General features: G+C 45.9%; 21 protein-coding genes, 1 tRNA gene and 1 pseudogene. 11 read left to right on the plus strand and 12 right to left on the minus strand.

All coding sequences use genetic code 11. The annotated features are described in order from the left end of the window. Nucleotides 1-92 precede the first annotated feature (92 nt). The 3 genes from QUA47_RS27045 (at nucleotide 93) to QUA47_RS27055 (ending at nucleotide 2791) form a co-directional block, all read left to right on the plus strand. On the plus strand, nucleotides 93-632 hold the full coding sequence (locus QUA47_RS27045; RefSeq protein ID WP_333433053.1) for a CHAT domain-containing protein: 540 nt from the start codon (nucleotides 93-95) through the stop codon (nucleotides 630-632). A 253-nt stretch (nucleotides 633-885) separates the two neighbouring features. After that, nucleotides 886-1248: a hypothetical protein gene (locus tag QUA47_RS27050; RefSeq protein WP_333433036.1), complete on the plus strand. Its 363-nt coding sequence runs from the start codon at nucleotides 886-888 to the stop codon at nucleotides 1246-1248. Further along, the gene (locus tag QUA47_RS27055) at nucleotides 1235-2791 is read left to right on the plus strand and encodes a hypothetical protein (RefSeq protein ID WP_333433037.1); all 1557 of its coding nucleotides are present in this window, start codon (nucleotides 1235-1237) and stop codon (nucleotides 2789-2791) included. Before QUA47_RS27050 ends, QUA47_RS27055 begins: the two co-directional genes overlap by 14 nt. 47 nt (nucleotides 2792-2838) lie before the next feature. On the opposite strand, the gene moeB is transcribed toward QUA47_RS27055, so the two are convergent. The 8 genes from moeB to QUA47_RS27095 all read right to left on the minus strand — a co-directional run bounded on the left by moeB (nucleotide 2839) and on the right by QUA47_RS27095 (nucleotide 9953). Further along, nucleotides 2839-4011, minus strand: a complete 1173-nt coding sequence (moeB, locus tag QUA47_RS27060; RefSeq protein WP_006635692.1) for a molybdopterin-synthase adenylyltransferase MoeB — start codon at nucleotides 4009-4011, stop codon at nucleotides 2839-2841. Between the two features lie 79 nt (nucleotides 4012-4090). Beyond that, entirely contained in the window at nucleotides 4091-4570 is a 480-nt protein-coding gene (locus QUA47_RS27065) for a M67 family metallopeptidase (RefSeq protein WP_333433038.1), read from the minus strand. A gap of 340 nt (nucleotides 4571-4910) precedes the next feature. Beyond that, nucleotides 4911-5138: an indolepyruvate ferredoxin oxidoreductase subunit alpha gene (locus tag QUA47_RS27070; protein ID WP_006635695.1), complete on the minus strand. Its 228-nt coding sequence runs from the start codon at nucleotides 5136-5138 to the stop codon at nucleotides 4911-4913. A gap of 144 nt (nucleotides 5139-5282) precedes the next feature. Beyond that, nucleotides 5283-6518, minus strand: a complete 1236-nt coding sequence (locus QUA47_RS27075) for an ATP phosphoribosyltransferase regulatory subunit (protein ID WP_333433039.1) — start codon at nucleotides 6516-6518, stop codon at nucleotides 5283-5285. Between the two features lie 457 nt (nucleotides 6519-6975). Beyond that, nucleotides 6976-7893 carry a tetratricopeptide repeat protein gene (locus QUA47_RS27080; protein WP_333433040.1) on the minus strand — a complete coding sequence of 306 codons (918 nt, stop codon included), beginning with the start codon at nucleotides 7891-7893 and terminating at the stop codon, nucleotides 6976-6978. Between the two features lie 101 nt (nucleotides 7894-7994). After that, nucleotides 7995-8810: an inositol monophosphatase family protein gene (locus QUA47_RS27085; protein ID WP_333433041.1), complete on the minus strand. Its 816-nt coding sequence runs from the start codon at nucleotides 8808-8810 to the stop codon at nucleotides 7995-7997. A gap of 224 nt (nucleotides 8811-9034) precedes the next feature. After that, on the minus strand, nucleotides 9035-9550 hold the full coding sequence (locus tag QUA47_RS27090) for a thermonuclease family protein (protein ID WP_333433042.1): 516 nt from the start codon (nucleotides 9548-9550) through the stop codon (nucleotides 9035-9037). A 34-nt stretch (nucleotides 9551-9584) separates the two neighbouring features. After that, on the minus strand, nucleotides 9585-9953 hold the full coding sequence (locus QUA47_RS27095; RefSeq protein WP_333282553.1) for a 2Fe-2S iron-sulfur cluster-binding protein: 369 nt from the start codon (nucleotides 9951-9953) through the stop codon (nucleotides 9585-9587). A gap of 214 nt (nucleotides 9954-10167) precedes the next feature. Here QUA47_RS27095 and QUA47_RS27100 point away from each other — a divergent pair. After that, a tRNA-Ser gene (locus QUA47_RS27100) sits at nucleotides 10168-10252 on the plus strand. 430 nt (nucleotides 10253-10682) lie between these two features. On the opposite strand, the gene QUA47_RS27105 is transcribed toward QUA47_RS27100, so the two are convergent. From QUA47_RS27105 to QUA47_RS27120, 4 genes are all read right to left on the minus strand, one after another. Beyond that, nucleotides 10683-11078 carry a transcriptional regulator gene (locus QUA47_RS27105; protein WP_333433043.1) on the minus strand — a complete coding sequence of 132 codons (396 nt, stop codon included), beginning with the start codon at nucleotides 11076-11078 and terminating at the stop codon, nucleotides 10683-10685. Beyond that, entirely contained in the window at nucleotides 11062-11361 is a 300-nt protein-coding gene (locus QUA47_RS27110; RefSeq protein WP_333433044.1) for a type II toxin-antitoxin system HigB family toxin, read from the minus strand. Before QUA47_RS27110 ends, QUA47_RS27105 begins: the two co-directional genes overlap by 17 nt. 272 nt (nucleotides 11362-11633) lie before the next feature. Beyond that, a complete protein-coding gene (locus tag QUA47_RS27115; RefSeq protein ID WP_333433045.1) occupies nucleotides 11634-11786 on the minus strand; it encodes a hypothetical protein in 153 nt (50 codons plus the stop codon). A gap of 82 nt (nucleotides 11787-11868) precedes the next feature. Next, nucleotides 11869-12675: a pentapeptide repeat-containing protein gene (locus QUA47_RS27120; protein ID WP_333433046.1), complete on the minus strand. Its 807-nt coding sequence runs from the start codon at nucleotides 12673-12675 to the stop codon at nucleotides 11869-11871. 74 nt (nucleotides 12676-12749) lie between these two features. Between QUA47_RS27120 and QUA47_RS27125 the strand changes: the two genes are divergently transcribed. The 7 genes and pseudogenes from QUA47_RS27125 to QUA47_RS27155 all read left to right on the plus strand — a co-directional run. Then, a complete protein-coding gene (locus QUA47_RS27125; protein WP_333433047.1) occupies nucleotides 12750-13652 on the plus strand; it encodes a phosphodiester glycosidase family protein in 903 nt (300 codons plus the stop codon). A 294-nt stretch (nucleotides 13653-13946) separates the two neighbouring features. After that, nucleotides 13947-14603 (plus strand): HEAT repeat domain-containing protein, encoded by a 657-nt coding sequence (locus QUA47_RS27130; protein WP_333433048.1) that lies wholly within the window; start codon nucleotides 13947-13949, stop codon nucleotides 14601-14603. Between the two features lie 101 nt (nucleotides 14604-14704). After that, nucleotides 14705-14845, plus strand: a complete 141-nt coding sequence (locus QUA47_RS27135; protein WP_333433049.1) for a hypothetical protein — start codon at nucleotides 14705-14707, stop codon at nucleotides 14843-14845. A 126-nt stretch (nucleotides 14846-14971) separates the two neighbouring features. Next, nucleotides 14972-15187: a hypothetical protein gene (locus QUA47_RS27140; protein ID WP_333433050.1), complete on the plus strand. Its 216-nt coding sequence runs from the start codon at nucleotides 14972-14974 to the stop codon at nucleotides 15185-15187. Between the two features lie 33 nt (nucleotides 15188-15220). Beyond that, nucleotides 15221-15337: pseudogene (locus tag QUA47_RS27145) on the plus strand (phycoerythrobilin:ferredoxin oxidoreductase); the annotation flags it as partial. A gap of 28 nt (nucleotides 15338-15365) precedes the next feature. Beyond that, nucleotides 15366-15632 (plus strand): hypothetical protein, encoded by a 267-nt coding sequence (locus QUA47_RS27150; RefSeq protein ID WP_333433051.1) that lies wholly within the window; start codon nucleotides 15366-15368, stop codon nucleotides 15630-15632. Nucleotides 15633-15852: 220 nt separating this feature from the next. Next, nucleotides 15853-16387 (plus strand): ribbon-helix-helix protein, CopG family (locus QUA47_RS27155; RefSeq protein WP_333433052.1); only part of this gene is annotated, 535 nt, incomplete at its 3' end.

Below are 16387 nucleotides of genomic sequence, written 5' to 3' on the forward strand. Positions count from 1 at the left end.
ATGCACCTTACTTGCTCTCCATTTTTGGACACCATACCTAATTTACCACTATTTGAGCCTTAACTGAACCGTATTGAGTCTTAGCCGATTCCCTGGAACCGCAAACCTCACCCCCGCCCCCAGAGTCAAATCAGCCCGATGAAAAACAGCGCTATGTCACCCTACGCAGCGGCAGAAAAGCCATCCCAGAAAGATGCCTCACCCTGCGAGAAATCTTTGCCGATTTGCAGTTACCGCAGTGCAGTCTCGTCACACTTTCCGCCTGCGAAACCGGGTTAACCGACTCAACCGCAATGACCGATGAATACATTGGTTTACCCAGCGGTTTTTTGTATGCGGGTAGCATGAATGTTGTCAGCAGTCTGTGGGCTGTCGATGATTTTGCCACCGCAATTTTGATGATTAAATTTTATCAAGAATTGCCGGATGCAGATTCAGTAGCAGTCGCTTTGAATGCGGCACAAAACTGGATGCGCGGGGTGAGTATGGAGGATTTTCGAGTTTGGGTAGGATTGTTAAATTTAGATGAAAAGTCTAGACAAAGTGTGGAATTATGGTTAGTGTGTTCGAGTGAGGAACAGCCGTTCCGCGATCCGAAATATTGGGCGGCATTCTGTGCGACGGGATATTAAGTTAGGTGTGCCATCAGGATTTTGTAGGGGCGGGTTTTACCAACAATATATAACGATTACCAACAATCTAGATAAACCCGCCCCGCCCCACCAATAACCCACATCAACCTGAAATTTGCATCAAATGTTAAAATGTAGGTGATGATTTTTCGTTGGGTGGGGGCGGGTTTGAGAGATTGTCGATTTCAGGCATTTATTGTTGGTGAAACCCACCCCTACAAAATTATATTTTTAAATCACGGGAGTAATTACAATGGAACCTGAAAAAGTGATCGCTATCTTTCTCAAATGGCTGCACGAAAATCCGAGTATCTTCACGCCGACAGCCTGGAAAAGATTACCCCAATTAGAGGAAGAAATAGCAGAATCCGCAGATGATGAATTGTTTCCCATTGCTTTTACTATCAGCAAGTGGTGTGGCAAGAATGGATTGGGAGAACAATTAAGAGATTGTCTGGGAAAAGATTTCGACGATGCGGGCGAACCCACCCCAAGTACAACACCGCCACTAACCAATATCACTCAAACTCTGCGTACCAGCATTGAAGATAGCTACAAAAAAAATCAACAAATCGCAGCAAATAATCAATCAAATACCAGCAATGACTCCAACTAGCAAAATCTATGCCCCCAACGTCTATTTATTTGCCTTTCACCTCTGCAACGCCCTAGACTCAGAGTCTAATTCCCCTGTGGAATTCGCCAGTTTGTGGCAGAAGTGCGATGAGATTTTGCAAACTAAATTAGCAGTCAGTACAAAATTTAATGACAGCTATTTGCACAAAAAAGAAGAACCTGTCGGCTTCCGAGTTAACCTGATTAATAAACAAGTTGTTGGCAACCGCAATTCTCTACCCTTTGATAAGAATCTTTCGGTTGACAATCAGCAAATTCCTGTCAAGGGTTTTGCCCAACCGCTGCGAATTGATGACAGCTATGCCCTGGGTTTAAAATTTTTTGTTCCTGAAAAACTTAACAGCATTAAAACACCTGCTGTCGATGTTAGCATCTTCCAGGAGTTTAATCCCGATAACTGCTTGCTGCCGGATTTTGTGCAGAGTTATTTCGGGCAAACTCTGCTGCTTACGGCTTGGCTGAGTATCGAACAAAATCAGGCGGCGCGGGAAGATTCGCAGTTTCTCAAAAATTTAGGCAAACAGTGTCTGGAAAAGTTGATTTGCGGTGAAAATCTGCCGGATTTTTACCGTCAAGGCGAATTGTTCGGCAGTCCGATTTTGGAGTACGGCAATCCGAGTCAGCCCGAGAGTTACTGTCACGTTATTATCTGGTTTTTCAACACTTCCGCAACTGATGAAATCTGGGATGAGACGCGGTACAGTGATTTTATGGATTTGTTTTTGTACCGAAATAAGATTCTTCGCGCTTATCACGATAGCCGCAAGCTTTACCTGGTGACTCGCGAGGAATACACACAAATTGAACTGGATATTGACAATACTTTTAAGTATTTGCAGCGGGAACAATCTCCGCAGCGGGGATCTAAAGGTGCTGGTTTAAAGCAGCAGGAATTAGAATATCTCAAACGTCTGATGATTGAGATGCCGCTGCGGGCTGTGAAGTATGCCCGGTTGCTGAGTGATTTGCAGGTTCGGGAAAATACGATCGCCATTAACGCCCAAAATTACCATAATAAATTAAATGAAATAAGTTTTCACATCAAAGCAGCTAAAAAGTACAATGATAGTGATGCAGATTTAAGTTTCCTCGCAGCATTTAGTAAAGAAACTTGCCCGCAGTTTCAAAGGCAGATTCAAGCAGATTTAGGCTATTTCAAACACGGTTCGGGCTTGCTAGACCAAGCAACCGAGGCAATTCGAGCTATTGTGGCGATCGAAGAAGCTTATCGGAATGCCAAACTAGAGGTAACGATTCAAGCTGTCGGCTTTGGTTTGGGAGTAGCCGGGGTAGTGGCTGGAAGTTCTCCTTATTTAATTAAACAAGACCCGCCGAATCAAATTGTTGCTTTGCCTTTGCCTTTCCTGAAGGTGGGAATTAATTCTTTTGCCTTCGTATTGTTGATTAGTATCGGGGCCGGGGCTCTAGTTTGGGGTGTGGTTATGTTGAGTGCCAATTCCAAGAATCTACTAGGTAAGTTCAAGAATCTACTAAATAGAAATAAACAGTTGCCACCCCAATAATCCCGGTTCCGGGCGGGCAAATCACCCGCCCCAGAAAAAGATTAACCTTAATATTGAGGTACAGATGGGTCTACTTCTTCACTCCAAGCAGTAATCCCGCCCTTAACATTAATCCCCTCAATTCCAGCTTCCTTCAAAATCCCCAAAGCCTTCGCAGAACGTCCGCCCATTTTGCAGTGTGCAATCAAGCGGTGGCCGTTCAACAATTCCTTGACCTTGGCGACACCTGCGCCGTGTTCGATATCCGGCAAAGGAACCAAAACCGACCCAGGAATTTGACAAATTTGATACTCGTTGGGATTCCGAACATCCAACAATACAAAATCCTTCGCACCGCTGTCGATTAACTCTTTAAGTTCTGCGACAGTCATCTCAGGAATTTGCGTTTGCTGACTTGCTTCCTGCGCTTTTGATTGAGGAATGCCGCAGAATTCTTCGTAATCGATTAACTTTTCAATTACCGGACGCACAGGATTCGGCCGCAGTTTCAATTGTCGGAACGTCATATCTAAGGCATTGTAAAGCAACAGTCTGCCGCTCAAAGTAGTGCCTTGACCCAAGATAATTTTGATAGCTTCCGTTGCTTGGATAGAACCGACAACTCCGCACAAAACGCCTAAAACGCCGCCTTCTGCACAAGAAGGAACCATCCCAGGAGGCGGGGGTTCTGGGTACAAATCGCGGTAATTCGGGCCGCCTTCGTAGTTGAAAACTGTTGCTTGCCCTTCAAATCGGAAGATGGAACCGTAGACGTTGGGCTTGTTTAAAAGCACGCAAACGTCGTTCATCAAATACCGAGTCGGGAAGTTGTCCGTGCCGTCGATAATGATATCGTAAGGAGTGGCAATGTCGATCGCATTTTCCGAACTAACGCGAGTTTCGTACAAATCAACTTGACAAAAAGGATTAATTTCTAAAATCCGATTTTTAGCCGACTCAATCTTCGGTTTCCCAACCCAAGAAGTGCCGTGAATTACCTGCCGCTGCAAGTTGGAATGGTCTACAACATCAAAGTCTACAATCCCAATGCGACCAACACCGGCGGCGGCTAAATACAGCAGCAGCGGCGAACCGAGACCTCCCGTACCGATGCAGAGCACGCTGGCAGCTTTGAGACGCTTCTGCCCTTCCAATCCAACTTCTGGGAGGATCAGGTGGCGAGAGTAGCGTTCGTATTCTTGTTTGTTGAGCTGGATCTCATCCAGATTAGGATTTAGCATGATATTGTGTGTAGCGCAGATTTTGAATTATATCCTATCTGAATCTTTCGCCTTTTTACCTGTTTGTTATTTTTACTAATTATTTCTTAATCTCAGTCGGTTCCTGTGCGAGAATTTCCTCTGCTTGAAAGTTCCCCTCTCCGTCAAGACTCCAACTGCGGAGGTCTTCTGAACAGCCTTGTCGGACGGACACAATGATGTAAGAGTATTCGGCCCACGCCAATGTCCGATCGCACTCTGAGGGCACTGCCGGACAATCCGTGTGAGAATGATATATGCCGATAATATCCAGAGTGCGATCGCGCCCATGTTTCATCGCCCGCAACATATCTTCGGGCTTAATAGCATATCTGCGTCTTTCTGTCAATCCTTTTTGTTCAGGCCAATTCTCCTCAGCCTCAGAACTCCAAGCATTGTCAGTCGGCCAAACTTCTACCAAAGTTTTAACACCGCCAGTAACTCGACCGAGCAACAAACCGCAGCATTCTTCAGGATAAGCGCTTTCGGCGTGGGTACGCATGGATAAAATATGAGAGTCGGAAAGTGCGATCGGCTGCATAGGATTTTAGTGTAGATTTTTTTGTAGTTTTTTTTGTAAAGTGCGATCGGGCTTTTTTTTAAACGAACCGCGAAGACGCGAAGGACACGTTCGGCGAAGCCGTTCCCGAAGGGTAGGAAGACAAGATAAGGGAAGAGAAAGAACTCACCAAAGTAACCTCATTAATTACCTGCACTTAGATATCTAAACGTTAGATTTTTCCACTATTTCTCCCTCCTCTTCTCTGTGTCCTCTGCGCCCTCTGCGGTTCATAAAAAAGTTACTGTAGGGTGCGCCGGGTCGCGCACCTTACCCCTTAGTTAATGTAGCTATTTAACCCTCAATAGCAATCAAGTTGCAATTAAGAGGGAGTTTGCTGCAACTCAGGGCGTTCATCGGGAACGATCGCACCTTCGACAGGACACACCTGCAAACAAATGCCACAGTCAATGCAGGTATCAAAATCAATCCAAAACCAATCAGTACCCTTGACATTTTTGCCAGGGCCGGGATGAATGCAAGCAACCGGACAAGCGCCAACGCAATCAGCAATTCCCTCGCAAATATTCGTAACAATAGTGTGTGCCATAGTGTTCTCTCAAAACATTTTAGGTAGATAGGGAATTAGCAATTAGTAATTGGCAAAACCTTCTCTGAATCAGCAGGATACATAATATCATATCGGGTGATTTTTAACCAATTACCAACTACTAATTACCAATTACCAATTAGCCTAATTTACCGTTTCAATTGTTGGCAATCCTTCGGCATTTACCCAAGCAATTTGAGCAATTCGTCGATCGCGCGCGTATTCCCGCGCCGACTCTGCTGTCTCCCGACTCTCCAAATCTATTTCCACCCGAACTAGGTGAGTAGAGTCTCGGAGTTTGCGAGCGTAAGCAAACGCGGCGGCACTAGCTTCAGGAGTTTGAGCCACCACCAACCAGTCGCTAGCTGGCGTCTGGGTGGGCAATTGCCCCTCTGTCAGCAACACTTGATGCAAATCTTCAATATTCAGACAAAACCCGATGCCGGGGGAATTTTGCCCTTGGGGATCGAACAGTCCCAACAGTTGGTCGTAGCGTCCCCCTTGTCCTAAAACTCGCTGTCCTGTCTTGCTGCTGCTGACAACTTCAAACACAATTCCAGTGTAGTAGTCAAATGTTTGAATTAAACTCAAATCGAGGTGAATGTGAGATTTGAGATTGGGAATTTTTGACTGACATTGGTGCAGCAATTCGATCGCCGATTTGAGATTGTTTAACGCGGCTTGCTGCGGCAAATCTAAATCCAGCTTGGCAACAATTGGCAACACCTCTTCTGGCCGGCCGCGCAAGTCAAATAACAGCAGAGCTCTTTCTCGCAATTCGGTTGACAGCGGCAAAGTTTCCAAGGCAATTCGATCGAGATTGGCGATCGCCCCCCGAACTTTTTGGCGCACGTTTGGCGGAAACGGTTCTAGCAATGTTGCAGTCAAGCCTGCTTCTCCCAAAACCAAATGCCAGTCATCAATTTCCAAGCTCTGCAAGCACTCAGACAGCAGCAGCAGCACTTCCGCATCCGCAACCGCCCCTCCCGCGCCGAGCAGCTCTACCCCAGCTTGATAGAACTCCTGTTGCCCGCCTGAGCCAGTATCTGGGCCTTTGCGGAACACGTTAGCGTTGTAGTAGAGGCGCTGAGGCTGCCAGCGAGTCCCGGCCATCCGCATTGCAGCCGCCCGGGCGATCGAAGCTGTCAATTCCGGCCGCAAACCAAGTTCTCCATCCTCGGCGTCTTGCAGTTGAATTAAGGTCGATCGGTCGATCGCGCCCCCAGCCATCAATGTCTCCAGCCTTTCTAGAGTAGAAGTAATAATCCGGTGGTAGCCCCAGCGGTGAAAAACCTGCTGTAAGCGCCGTTCGATCGAAATTTTTTGAGCAACGTCAAGGGGCAATAAATCTCTTGCACCGGATGGGGGTTGGTGAACCATATCAATTTTAGATTTTAGACTTTAGATTTTAGATTGGGCCCAGAAGCTTAGCTTTATGGACGGTGTTAAAGTCGAACCAGGCAAGCTTAACATTCGACTTTAACAAATTAAGGTGTCATATCAATTTTAGATTTTAGATTTTAGATTTTAGATTGGGCTTAGAAGCTTAGCTTTAGGGAACGCGGTTAAAGTCGAATCAGGCAAGCTTAACCTTCGACTTTAACAAATTAAGGCGTGATAGCGTTTTGGTTTGCATGGGAATAATCATTTTCCCCGTCAGTGCAAGCGTCCCGCTCTTTCTGGATCACCCACGATCCCGGGACGCTCATACTGACGGTATAATTCCGACTGCGATCGGATGTGATCTCACCCAGTCTTGATTGTTTAGAGCGAGATCACTTCACTGCTGAGCAGTTTACCAATTTCTAAATATTCCTGACTCACAACTCACAACTTCTCACTTCTTCTTCCCGCCAAACAAACTTGCAAAAAATCCTGGTTTATCATCACCTTTTTTGGTCTTTGCGGAAGCTTGTTCCAGCTTTTTCTTAACCTCCAAAGCCGTCGGTTCTTCAGGATTTGATGCCAAAGCTTTGTTCATCTCAATTTTTGCCATTGTGGCTTGATTTTGTTCAACGTAACACATTGCTAACATAGCGTGAGCCTTGCTGTGTTTCGGATCGCGTTTCACCGCTTCTTTCAACTCTAAAATTGCTTTGGCGTAACTTTTGCTGTCCATGAATCCTTGAGCTCGGCGGCAATAGGCTTCGGTCTGCGAGTCTGGGGTTGTGGTTCGAGTTGGGTTTGGGGTTGGGGGTGGGGGTGGGGGTGGGGTTTCATCTTTTATTGGGGTTGCATCTTTTATGGGTGAAGCGGGTGCAACCCCAACACCACCAAGGCGCTCTTTTCGCAGCAGGTAAACCATGTTAAGTTCGCTAATTTGATTGATCGCCTCTTGCGTTTCCTTAACTGATTCGTACTGCTTGAGAGCGAGTTTGCTAACTGCTGTTTTGTAAGCTTCTTCCCAATTTTGAGCGGTAGCTAACTGTTTGGCTGCTTCGCTTTCAATTTGCATTTTCGCCTGTTCTTTAACGACGCGCTTGCCGATGGCTGCTAATAGCAGGCTGTATTCTTTGCGATCGCTTTCCTTGGAGAATTTGTTGTAAGCCGGATTGACTACTTTTGACAAAAATTGGTTAGCCCAATCTTTATCGGCTTGGCTTTCAAAAGAGCAAGTATCCGAATGCAAGCGGCGGGCGATTTTCATGTAGCGCTTGCGGATGTCGTTAAACTCGGCGTCTAAGGGAATTCCCAAAATTGCGTGCTGATCCGTAAAGTCATACTTGAACAGCCCTTTTGTCATTTCAAAAGACATAACTTTTACTCTTCCTTTCCTGGCTTTTCACTATTCTTTAATGTAGCTTGAGTCAAGGGGTTGTGACCCCCGTACTACCCCCGATCTATTGCTGGGGGGCGCTACTTCCAAGAAGATAAGGGAGGAACGGCTAGCAGTGCGCCGCTGAGTTCGGCGTGTATTTTGCCGTTTGTGGCCAAAATCCGGCCCGAGTTCATCTCAAAGGCACTACCGTCATAAGCTGTAATTTGACCTCCGGCTTCGGAGACGATGACTACACCTGCTGCTACGTCCCAAGGGGCGAGTCCCCGTTCCCAATATCCGTCCGATCGCCCCATCGCGAGGTGTGCGAGGTCTAGGGATGCGGAACCGCTGCGGCGCACGCCTTGGGTGAGGTGGGTAAGGTGACAGAATTCGGCATAGTTATTGTCTGCTGTTTCGCGCCGATCGTATGCAAAGCCAGTGACTAGCAAGCTGGTTCTCAATTCTGAGATTTGGGAAACTTCGATCGGCGAACGGTTGCAGGTTGCTCCCAATCCTTTGCCTGCCCGAAACAATTCGTTATGAAAAGGGTCGTAAATTACTCCAATTTGTGGTATTCCGTCAATTAAAAGTCCGATTGACACGGCCCAAAAAGGATATTGGTGAGCATAATTTGTTGTGCCGTCCAAAGGGTCGATCGCCCACAGGTATTTGCTGCTGGCATCCCCTAATTTGCCGGATTCTTCGGCGAGGATGGCGTGATCGGGTACGTGCCGGCCGAGAATTTCTAAGATAACCGCTTCTGAGGCTTTGTCGGCTTCTGTGACTAAATCGCCCGATCGACCTTTTTCTTGAATTTTTTCTAATTTTCCGCAGAAAGATTGCAGGACGGAACCGGCGGCTAGGGCTGCTTCGGTGGCTATTTCTAAGAAGTTTTGCAGTTGATTGTCAGTCATTAGGAAGAGGGAAGTAGGAACCGCGAAGACGCGAAGGACACGAAGGAAGAGGGAAGAAGGAAGAGGGAAGAAGGAAGAAGGAAGAGGGAAGAGGGAAGAAGGAAGAAGGAAGAAGGAAGAAAGAAGAGGGAAGAGGGAAAAATAAAATCATTGCTCATTAGTTGTTAGGTATAACTGAGGAGTTTTTAGGCCTTGACTAATGACTAATGACTAATGACTCATGATTATTTCCGATTTTGCTGGCGAAATTCTGCGGGAGTTTGGCGCAAAGCTCGTTCTGGATTCCACAGACCTTTACCCATGAGTCTCGCCCATTCTTGAGCGTTGATGAGTCGCTGCTGGTATTTTGTGTTGGGCGATCGCACTGATGCCAGGGCATAACCTTCTTTGACTAGCTGTTCGTTGAGCAAATTTTTATCTTGCCACAAGTAGGCTAGTTTGCGATCGAACTGGTCTTTCTCTTGGATGTCGGATTCTAACAATACCTGTTTTCCCCCAATTAGCTGTTCTAGTCTTTGTTTGGCTGCTTCTCCCCAAGGCTGCTGTTTTAAATCCGGCGCATCAATACCAATCAGCCTGATTTGTTCTAATAAGGCTATTTTGTCGGCTGTACTGATAACTTCGATTGTTTGGCCGCTGATGGCCCTTTCTACTTTGGCGATCGTACCTTGGGGCATTTCTGGTTTTTGGCAGCTAGCTAACAACAGACTAAGGGCGATCGCACATAACCGATAAAGCATGGATAATTGGTAGTTGATAATTTATCAAATTGCCTTATTCTTCATCCAACGGCAAACCGGCTCTAACTTTACCTTTGCCGAAGTAACGACCGAATTGCAGTTCGTACACTTCGTCTTCGTCTTGCGTCTCTACCTCGATGTTGGAACGGGGATAGCTGACGCACAGCAGGGCATAACCCTCTTTTTGCAGTTCCACCGAAAGCCCCATTGCTTCTGGCTGGTGGAGTTCCCCCGACTTGACGCGCACCGCACAGGCGGTACAAGCGCCGTTGCGGCAGGAAAAGGGCAATTCTACTCCTTGGTTTTCGGCGCTTTGGAGGATGTAGCGGTCTTCGGGTACTCGCACGGTGTGGCGATCGCCTGTCTGTCTGTTATGAATTTTAATTGTGTAAGAGTTAGTCATGGAATTTTAGATTTTAGATTTTAGATTTTAGATTGGGGTTGGCGGGGCAAGATCCTTGAAATGAATGGGTTTGCGACCCCGGGAGGAGAACCCAAGCCTGCCCGTTTCACACCCTACCCATATTAAACAGCAAATTTATGCCGTTACCCCTTCCCAAATCAGATTTGTTCTGCTAATATAGTTTAGCTGTGGCTAAATGAATGAATTTAGCCCTGGAGAGGTGGCCGAGCGGTTGAAGGCGCACGCCTGGAAAGTGTGTTTAGGGCAACTTAACGAGGGTTCGAATCCCTCCCTCTCCGTTAAACAAGCTGTTTAGGCAAAAAAAACAGCTTGCAAACAAAATCTCTGAAAATATGAGATAAATACTTTGATTAGAGCGAGATCCCTTGAATTCTTTTAGAAAAACCAAGGGATCTCGCTTTTATATTTTTGAGTGTAAATTATGGGCGATCGGGCCGACAATAAACGCCGCGATATAAGGCCAATAGTAGAAAACCATAGTGACGCTCCTACACCAATCGCCAGTGATATGGTCTAAGAGCGTCACTTAATTGTTTTTTCCAAATTTATCTTTGAACTAATCATACCTTAATTCCGCAACGCCCAAGGGTCAGATGCCTCTGGCATGGGCATCGGGCATCGGGCATGGGTAATAGTTAGTGGTTACTGGTTAGTAGTTTTTCTAATCACAAATAACCCATGCCCTATTCACAATGCCCTATTTCCCAATTAAATAAACAAGCTAGGTGAGATTTTAAAATAATCGCCTAGTGCCTTAGCTTGTGCCTTGCTAATCGCTCTTTTCCCATTAACAACCTCAGACACCACACCGCTCGATCCAATGATACCTACCAAGTCCGCTTGACGGGTGCCGCTGGATTCCATGATGTGTTGCAAAATCTCATGAGGCTCCGATTCGATCGGATAATTTTCTGTCTCATAAACTTCAATCAGCGTTACTAACAACTTGTATAAAGCTCTCTCCTCTGGAGTGCGGTTTTTAGCGAACGTTAGCCGTTCTGCCACTGCCAGGAGGCGATCGTATTCCTCTTGGGTTTCGATCGCCCTAGGAGCGATTTCTGCAAGCAAGTTGCTATAAGTGGCTTCATCAAAAGTAACGATCATTTTTCCATTTGTCTTTGTCGTATTCAGCGTGGGTTAGGAAATATTTGTAGAAAATAGTTTTATCCTCGTAGTTGATGCCGACTATCAGGCGATACTTGTTGCCTTTGATATTAAAGACTGTCAAGTCTCCTACTGCTTCGGCATCCCGGAACTCCTGGCGAACCTCCTCCAAATTCGGCCATTTTGCATTCTTGAATTTTTTATGCAAGGTATCAATTTCAGTTTTGACATCGGGATACTGGGCAGCATCTTTACGGAGGTTCTGAATGGAAATTAGGTGCATTTGTTTTTCTTTTATCTGTTTTTTTGTTGTCCATATCTTTCAGATCTTTTATCGAGCTACTATTTTATACTATCATTTTGATAGGAAAACGTCAAGATTCGATAGAGTAAAAATTCTTTAACGCACTCCAAGTGGGTTTTGTCTGTTTAGGCGCGGTTGGAAACCGCAGGCTTTATCTTTAATCCCACTCTTCGTGGTTCGGGCGAGATCCTCGCAAATTACAGTCAGCGTTTTAGCAGAGCCTCTACGCACGACAGGGTTGAGGTGATGTGCTAGAGCTTCCAGCAAAAAAAAGTTGCAGGTTTGCCAATTGAGCCGAGAGTTTCGGCTAAACTTAGCCTCACCATTCCCTGCGAATCTCCCATACATTTGACCATCTTTTTGAGCAGTTCGCTGTCCTTGGGATTGAAATTTTCTAGGGCCATTTGCTCCCTCACCGTTTGCAGCAAAGCGTCGCTTTCTGCTGGCTCAATTGCTGTTTGAATATCAGTCAGGGAATTTTAGATTTTAAATTTTAGATTTTAGATTGAGGTAATTTATATCGAACTTAGCATCAGCGAGATTTGCCCCTGTGAAGGAAGTACCCTCAGCATTTCCAATCTCTCGAACAATAGCCGAGAAAGACACAAACGCAAACCAAAGATACAGCAGCGACAGCAAACCGAAACACATACCCCAAAACAGTTTGTGAGTGCTCAGAAAAGCGCTCGCCGTTGCACTGAACAAAAAAGCCGCTGCGTAAGTCGCCACACTTCCAGCCGATGCGATCGCCACCTGTGCAAATTGGCTACGAATCCGGGAACTCACAAAAAACATTAACACCCCGCCGATCGCCATTCCAGCAAGAGCAGCCTGGGAATTATTATTAGTTGCAGTGCCCGCATAGAAAAATCCCAACAAAGCTCCTGATAAAATAGCAGAAATTGTTCGTGCCAATTTACCCGCTGAGGTTTTTGGCTGTTTGCTGGCGATCGCCGAAGCGAAACCAGCAGCGCTCAAAACCCCGTACAGCAACAGGACAAAAGACCAACTGCGAGAGTCCGGTATTTGTCCTTGAGCTCCCAAAATCAGTCGAGTCAGAACATCGCCCACAACCAAACAAATCGCGATCGCCCCTGCACTCAAAACAGCCATCTGTCGCCGAGAAAGCCCGATTTTCGCACCGATAAAATTTGCACCCGCTAACTGAGCATTTCTAAAATTGCAGCCTCGAACATCCGCACCGCTGAAATCAGCACCGTTAAGAACTTGTCCTTGGAACGATCGATTTCGTAAAATTTGATTGCTAAAATTATTGGAATCCGAATACTTCATATTAGTACAGGATGCTGGAAAATATATAATAAATCTGTCAGTGTTCCCGTCCCCCATCTCAAATCTAAAATGGTATGACTGATCGACCCACTCTCAAACAAATTTGGCATATTCTCGGTCTCGGAATATTGCTCGCACCAATACTACTCTACAACATTCCCTACTTTTTGCGTCCCCAACAAACAAACGAAGCCCGATCGCTCTTTCAAGGAATAGCCTACCGCAAGGAATTTCGGACTAATCCGCGTCCCACCCTAATTCACATTGTTAGCATCGACCTAAAAGCGCCGGGAATAGGAATTTTTGTCACTCCCGGAAACCCAACACCCGATTTAACAGAAACCAATGCCCGCACCGCTACTGAATTCCTGAAAGAATTTAAATTGCAATTAGCAGTCAACGGCAATTTTTTTTATCCCTGCATTGAGAAATCACCTTGGGATTACTATCCCCGCAGTGGCGATCGAGTAAATAATGTCGGACACGCCATTGCCAAAAGCCAAGCTTATTCTGAACCAAATCCAGACTTTCCCGCCCTTTGTTTTGATGCCAAAAACCGCGCTCAAATAATCGAAAACGGCACTTGTCCTGCGGGAACAGCCTATGCAGTTGCCGGAGATACTTTGCTGGTGAAAAATGGCCAAGCCGTAGCACAAAGTCAGGAAGAACGCAAACAGGATAAACCCTATCCCCGTGCAGTCGCGGCGATCGACAAAACAGGCGACAAGTTGTGGTTAATTCTGGTAGACGGCAAGCAGAGGCTTTACAGTGAAGGGCTGAAATTGAGCGAAATAACTCATATTTCGATGCAGTTGGGAGCCGAGACAGTGCTAAATTTAGATGGCGGCGGGTCGGTAACTTTTGCAGTAGCATCGCCGTCAGGAGCGAAACTGTTGAATGCTCCGATTCAGAATAAAATCCCCATGCAAGAACGTCCAGTTTCCAATCATTTGGGATTTTATGCGCGGGATAATTAGGTTTTAAATTGCGCTTTTATCTCCGAAAATTGGGGTTAAAAATGATTCTCTTCTGCACTCCGCCCAAGCCGCTGCTGGTAAAAAATCGGCTGTTAAAACCTATTTAAAAAAATAAAGGATGCCTCCGCCTCCTCAAATAAATAGGGGACTGATTGCCTTCATTACTAATACAAAACTTCGCTTCAATACCCACAAAATTTATTATTCAGCAGTAAATTTTTTTTAAATCGGCCCAAAATCCGGGAATAATTGCTAAAATTGTAAAGAAACGTAACAAAAATATATAATTGGCTTATGGAAATTAGCGAAATCCAAGCAGCGCTGCAAAGTTCGGATTCTCAAGACAGGCTGCGGGGGGTAACGGCTCTGAGAAAGTGCGATTCTGCGGTGGCGCTGCCGATGTTGCTGAGCAAAGTGGACGATCGCGAGTTTATGGTGCGATCGTTCGTGGCGATGGGATTGCGGCAGATTCAAACTGCCGAAGCTTTTGCGGCGCTGTTAAAAATGATGCAGTTCGATCACGATCCGAACGTGCGAGCAGAAGCCGCTAACTCTTTGTCAAGGTTCGGAACCGAGGCAATTTCTCATTTAGTCGAAGCTTTTCGCCGCGATGACAATTGGCTCGTCCGCCGCAGTATCATGGCTCCGCTGTACGAAATGCAGTGTGCTGATGCAATATTTGAAATTTGTGCGATCGGTCTTGGCGGGGAAGATTTACCAGTTCAGGAAGTAGCAATTGACGGATTTGGTCTGCTGGCAAATACCCAGAAGCAAGAAGAGGCATTGCAGCAATTATTACCTCTAGTAAGTTCGGATTACTGGGGAATTCGGCTGCGAGTTGCTCGCGCGCTGAGCAAATTTGACAATCCTCAAGCTCGCGCTGCTGTGAGCTATTTGGCAAAAGATCGAGATCATCGGGTTGCAGGTGCGACTTTGGAAGCTTCGCTGTAAAACAAGGGCTTACAAGATCGAGCAGACATTGGTAGCTGCCCTTAAACTCTTAAACCCGCCCCTAGATTAGCCAGATCGCGCTGCCCATCCCCAATTTATCAATGTTACGGATACAGCGCAACAGAGACCCGGCTTCGAGATTGTTTAGCAGTTATTTCGGTCACGAATTGACTGAGAAATTTATTGAGAAATTTTTGTTTGAAGATGCTGTGCCTTTAGCTGTAACCGCGAACTCGCGATAACCACTAAATTTACATATATTTATCAAAAAAACAAGTTCGCCGTAATAAATTTAGTTATGACTAGAAACCTCTCGATTGAGTAGGTAAAATCTCAAATCTCAAATCTCAAATAGACAAGAAAAAAACTTGATTTTTTACTATCAACCTGTAGATTTAGGAGGGAAAATCTCAAATCTACAGGTTGATATCATTCTTGATCAGCCTTTTTTAGATGCGGCGATCGCTAAAATTAAAAATTGGTTAGACTTACAGTATTACCAGATTCCACAAGGGTTTGAACTGAAGGAAGCTACAGTCGGCACAGGAAAAAAACGAAGTCAGGAAATCGTAACTACCAGTTAGGCTTTTGCATCCCCGAATTGGCAGCCGTTTGGGGTGGCTCACGTTCAAGACGGCAGCAGCTTGCAAGTTCTCTATTTTGTGATATTCCCGCCTCTTAACTTTGATTTGCCGTTTTTTGAGGCGGATTTTGTAACGCTGCCGGGTGGCCTTTTAATTGCTCTGGATATGCAGCCTCTGTTTGGCGGCGACGCTCACTACCAGGCTAAGTGTACTGGGCATCAAACATATTTTTCAAGCTCATCAACCGCACCTTCCCTGGGATGGCCACTTTCCAGAGGAAGCGAAGCAGTTTTTCTCATGGCCGTTTCTGTGCACTCGCGCCAAGGAAACGGAAGTTGTGGAAACTCGCGTTTTTGCAGCGTTCAAAGACTATGTGGCGGGTGATTTGGATTTGGTCGATCGCGCCGCATCGGTGACATCGGGCGCAAAGTTAGATAGTATCTGACAAGCTCAACTGTGCTATCTGCGGTATCGTGCCGAAAAAAAACTCGGCCCAGGGAATGTTTAAGCGGTTCTACGGCGAGGAATGGACGCAAGAGTATATTCAAGGATTTTTGTTCAATTGGGAACGGAAGCTGGCACAATTGGTAAGTAACAAGAATTAATTTTAATAGAAGCTTCAGCCACTACACTAATAAGTGTAGGTTGGCATGAGGAAAATGCCAATGGTCAAAAAAAATCGCAATGTAGTTAGTTCCAATTCAGAAAGTAAAGTCAAAGTCGGACTTTCGCTGACTTCTTCTAGTGCCGATCGATTAAACGTGATCGCTCGAAAGCTAGGAATATCAAGGTCGGAACTCCTAGAACGCTTGGCACAAGGCGCTCTGGATATTTCTAAGGACAAGACGGAAGTTACTGTCACTTGGAAAAAAGGTGAAGAAACGCAGGTAGAGGCCCCCGACTTGCAAGGGGAAACAGCCGAAGAAAGCGAAATTAATGACGCTGTAACGGCAGAAACTCTATCGGACTCGGTGAGTGTAAAGCCAAATCCGCTGCAAGAAAGTTACGAAAGTTTACAGCAGCAGTTGAGTGAACGCGAAAGTTCGATCGCTTCTTTGCAGCAGCAATTAGCTACCGAAAAGCAAAATCTCGAAAGCCAATTGCAGGAAACAGTAGCCAAGTCAAGTTACGAAAGTTTACAGCAGCAGTTGAGTGAACGCGAAAGTTCGATCGCTTCTTTGCAGCAGCAATTAGCTACCG

The organism is Microcoleus sp. MON2_D5 (assembly GCF_036701905.1).
Lineage (GTDB): Bacteria > Cyanobacteriota > Cyanobacteriia > Cyanobacteriales > Microcoleaceae > Microcoleus.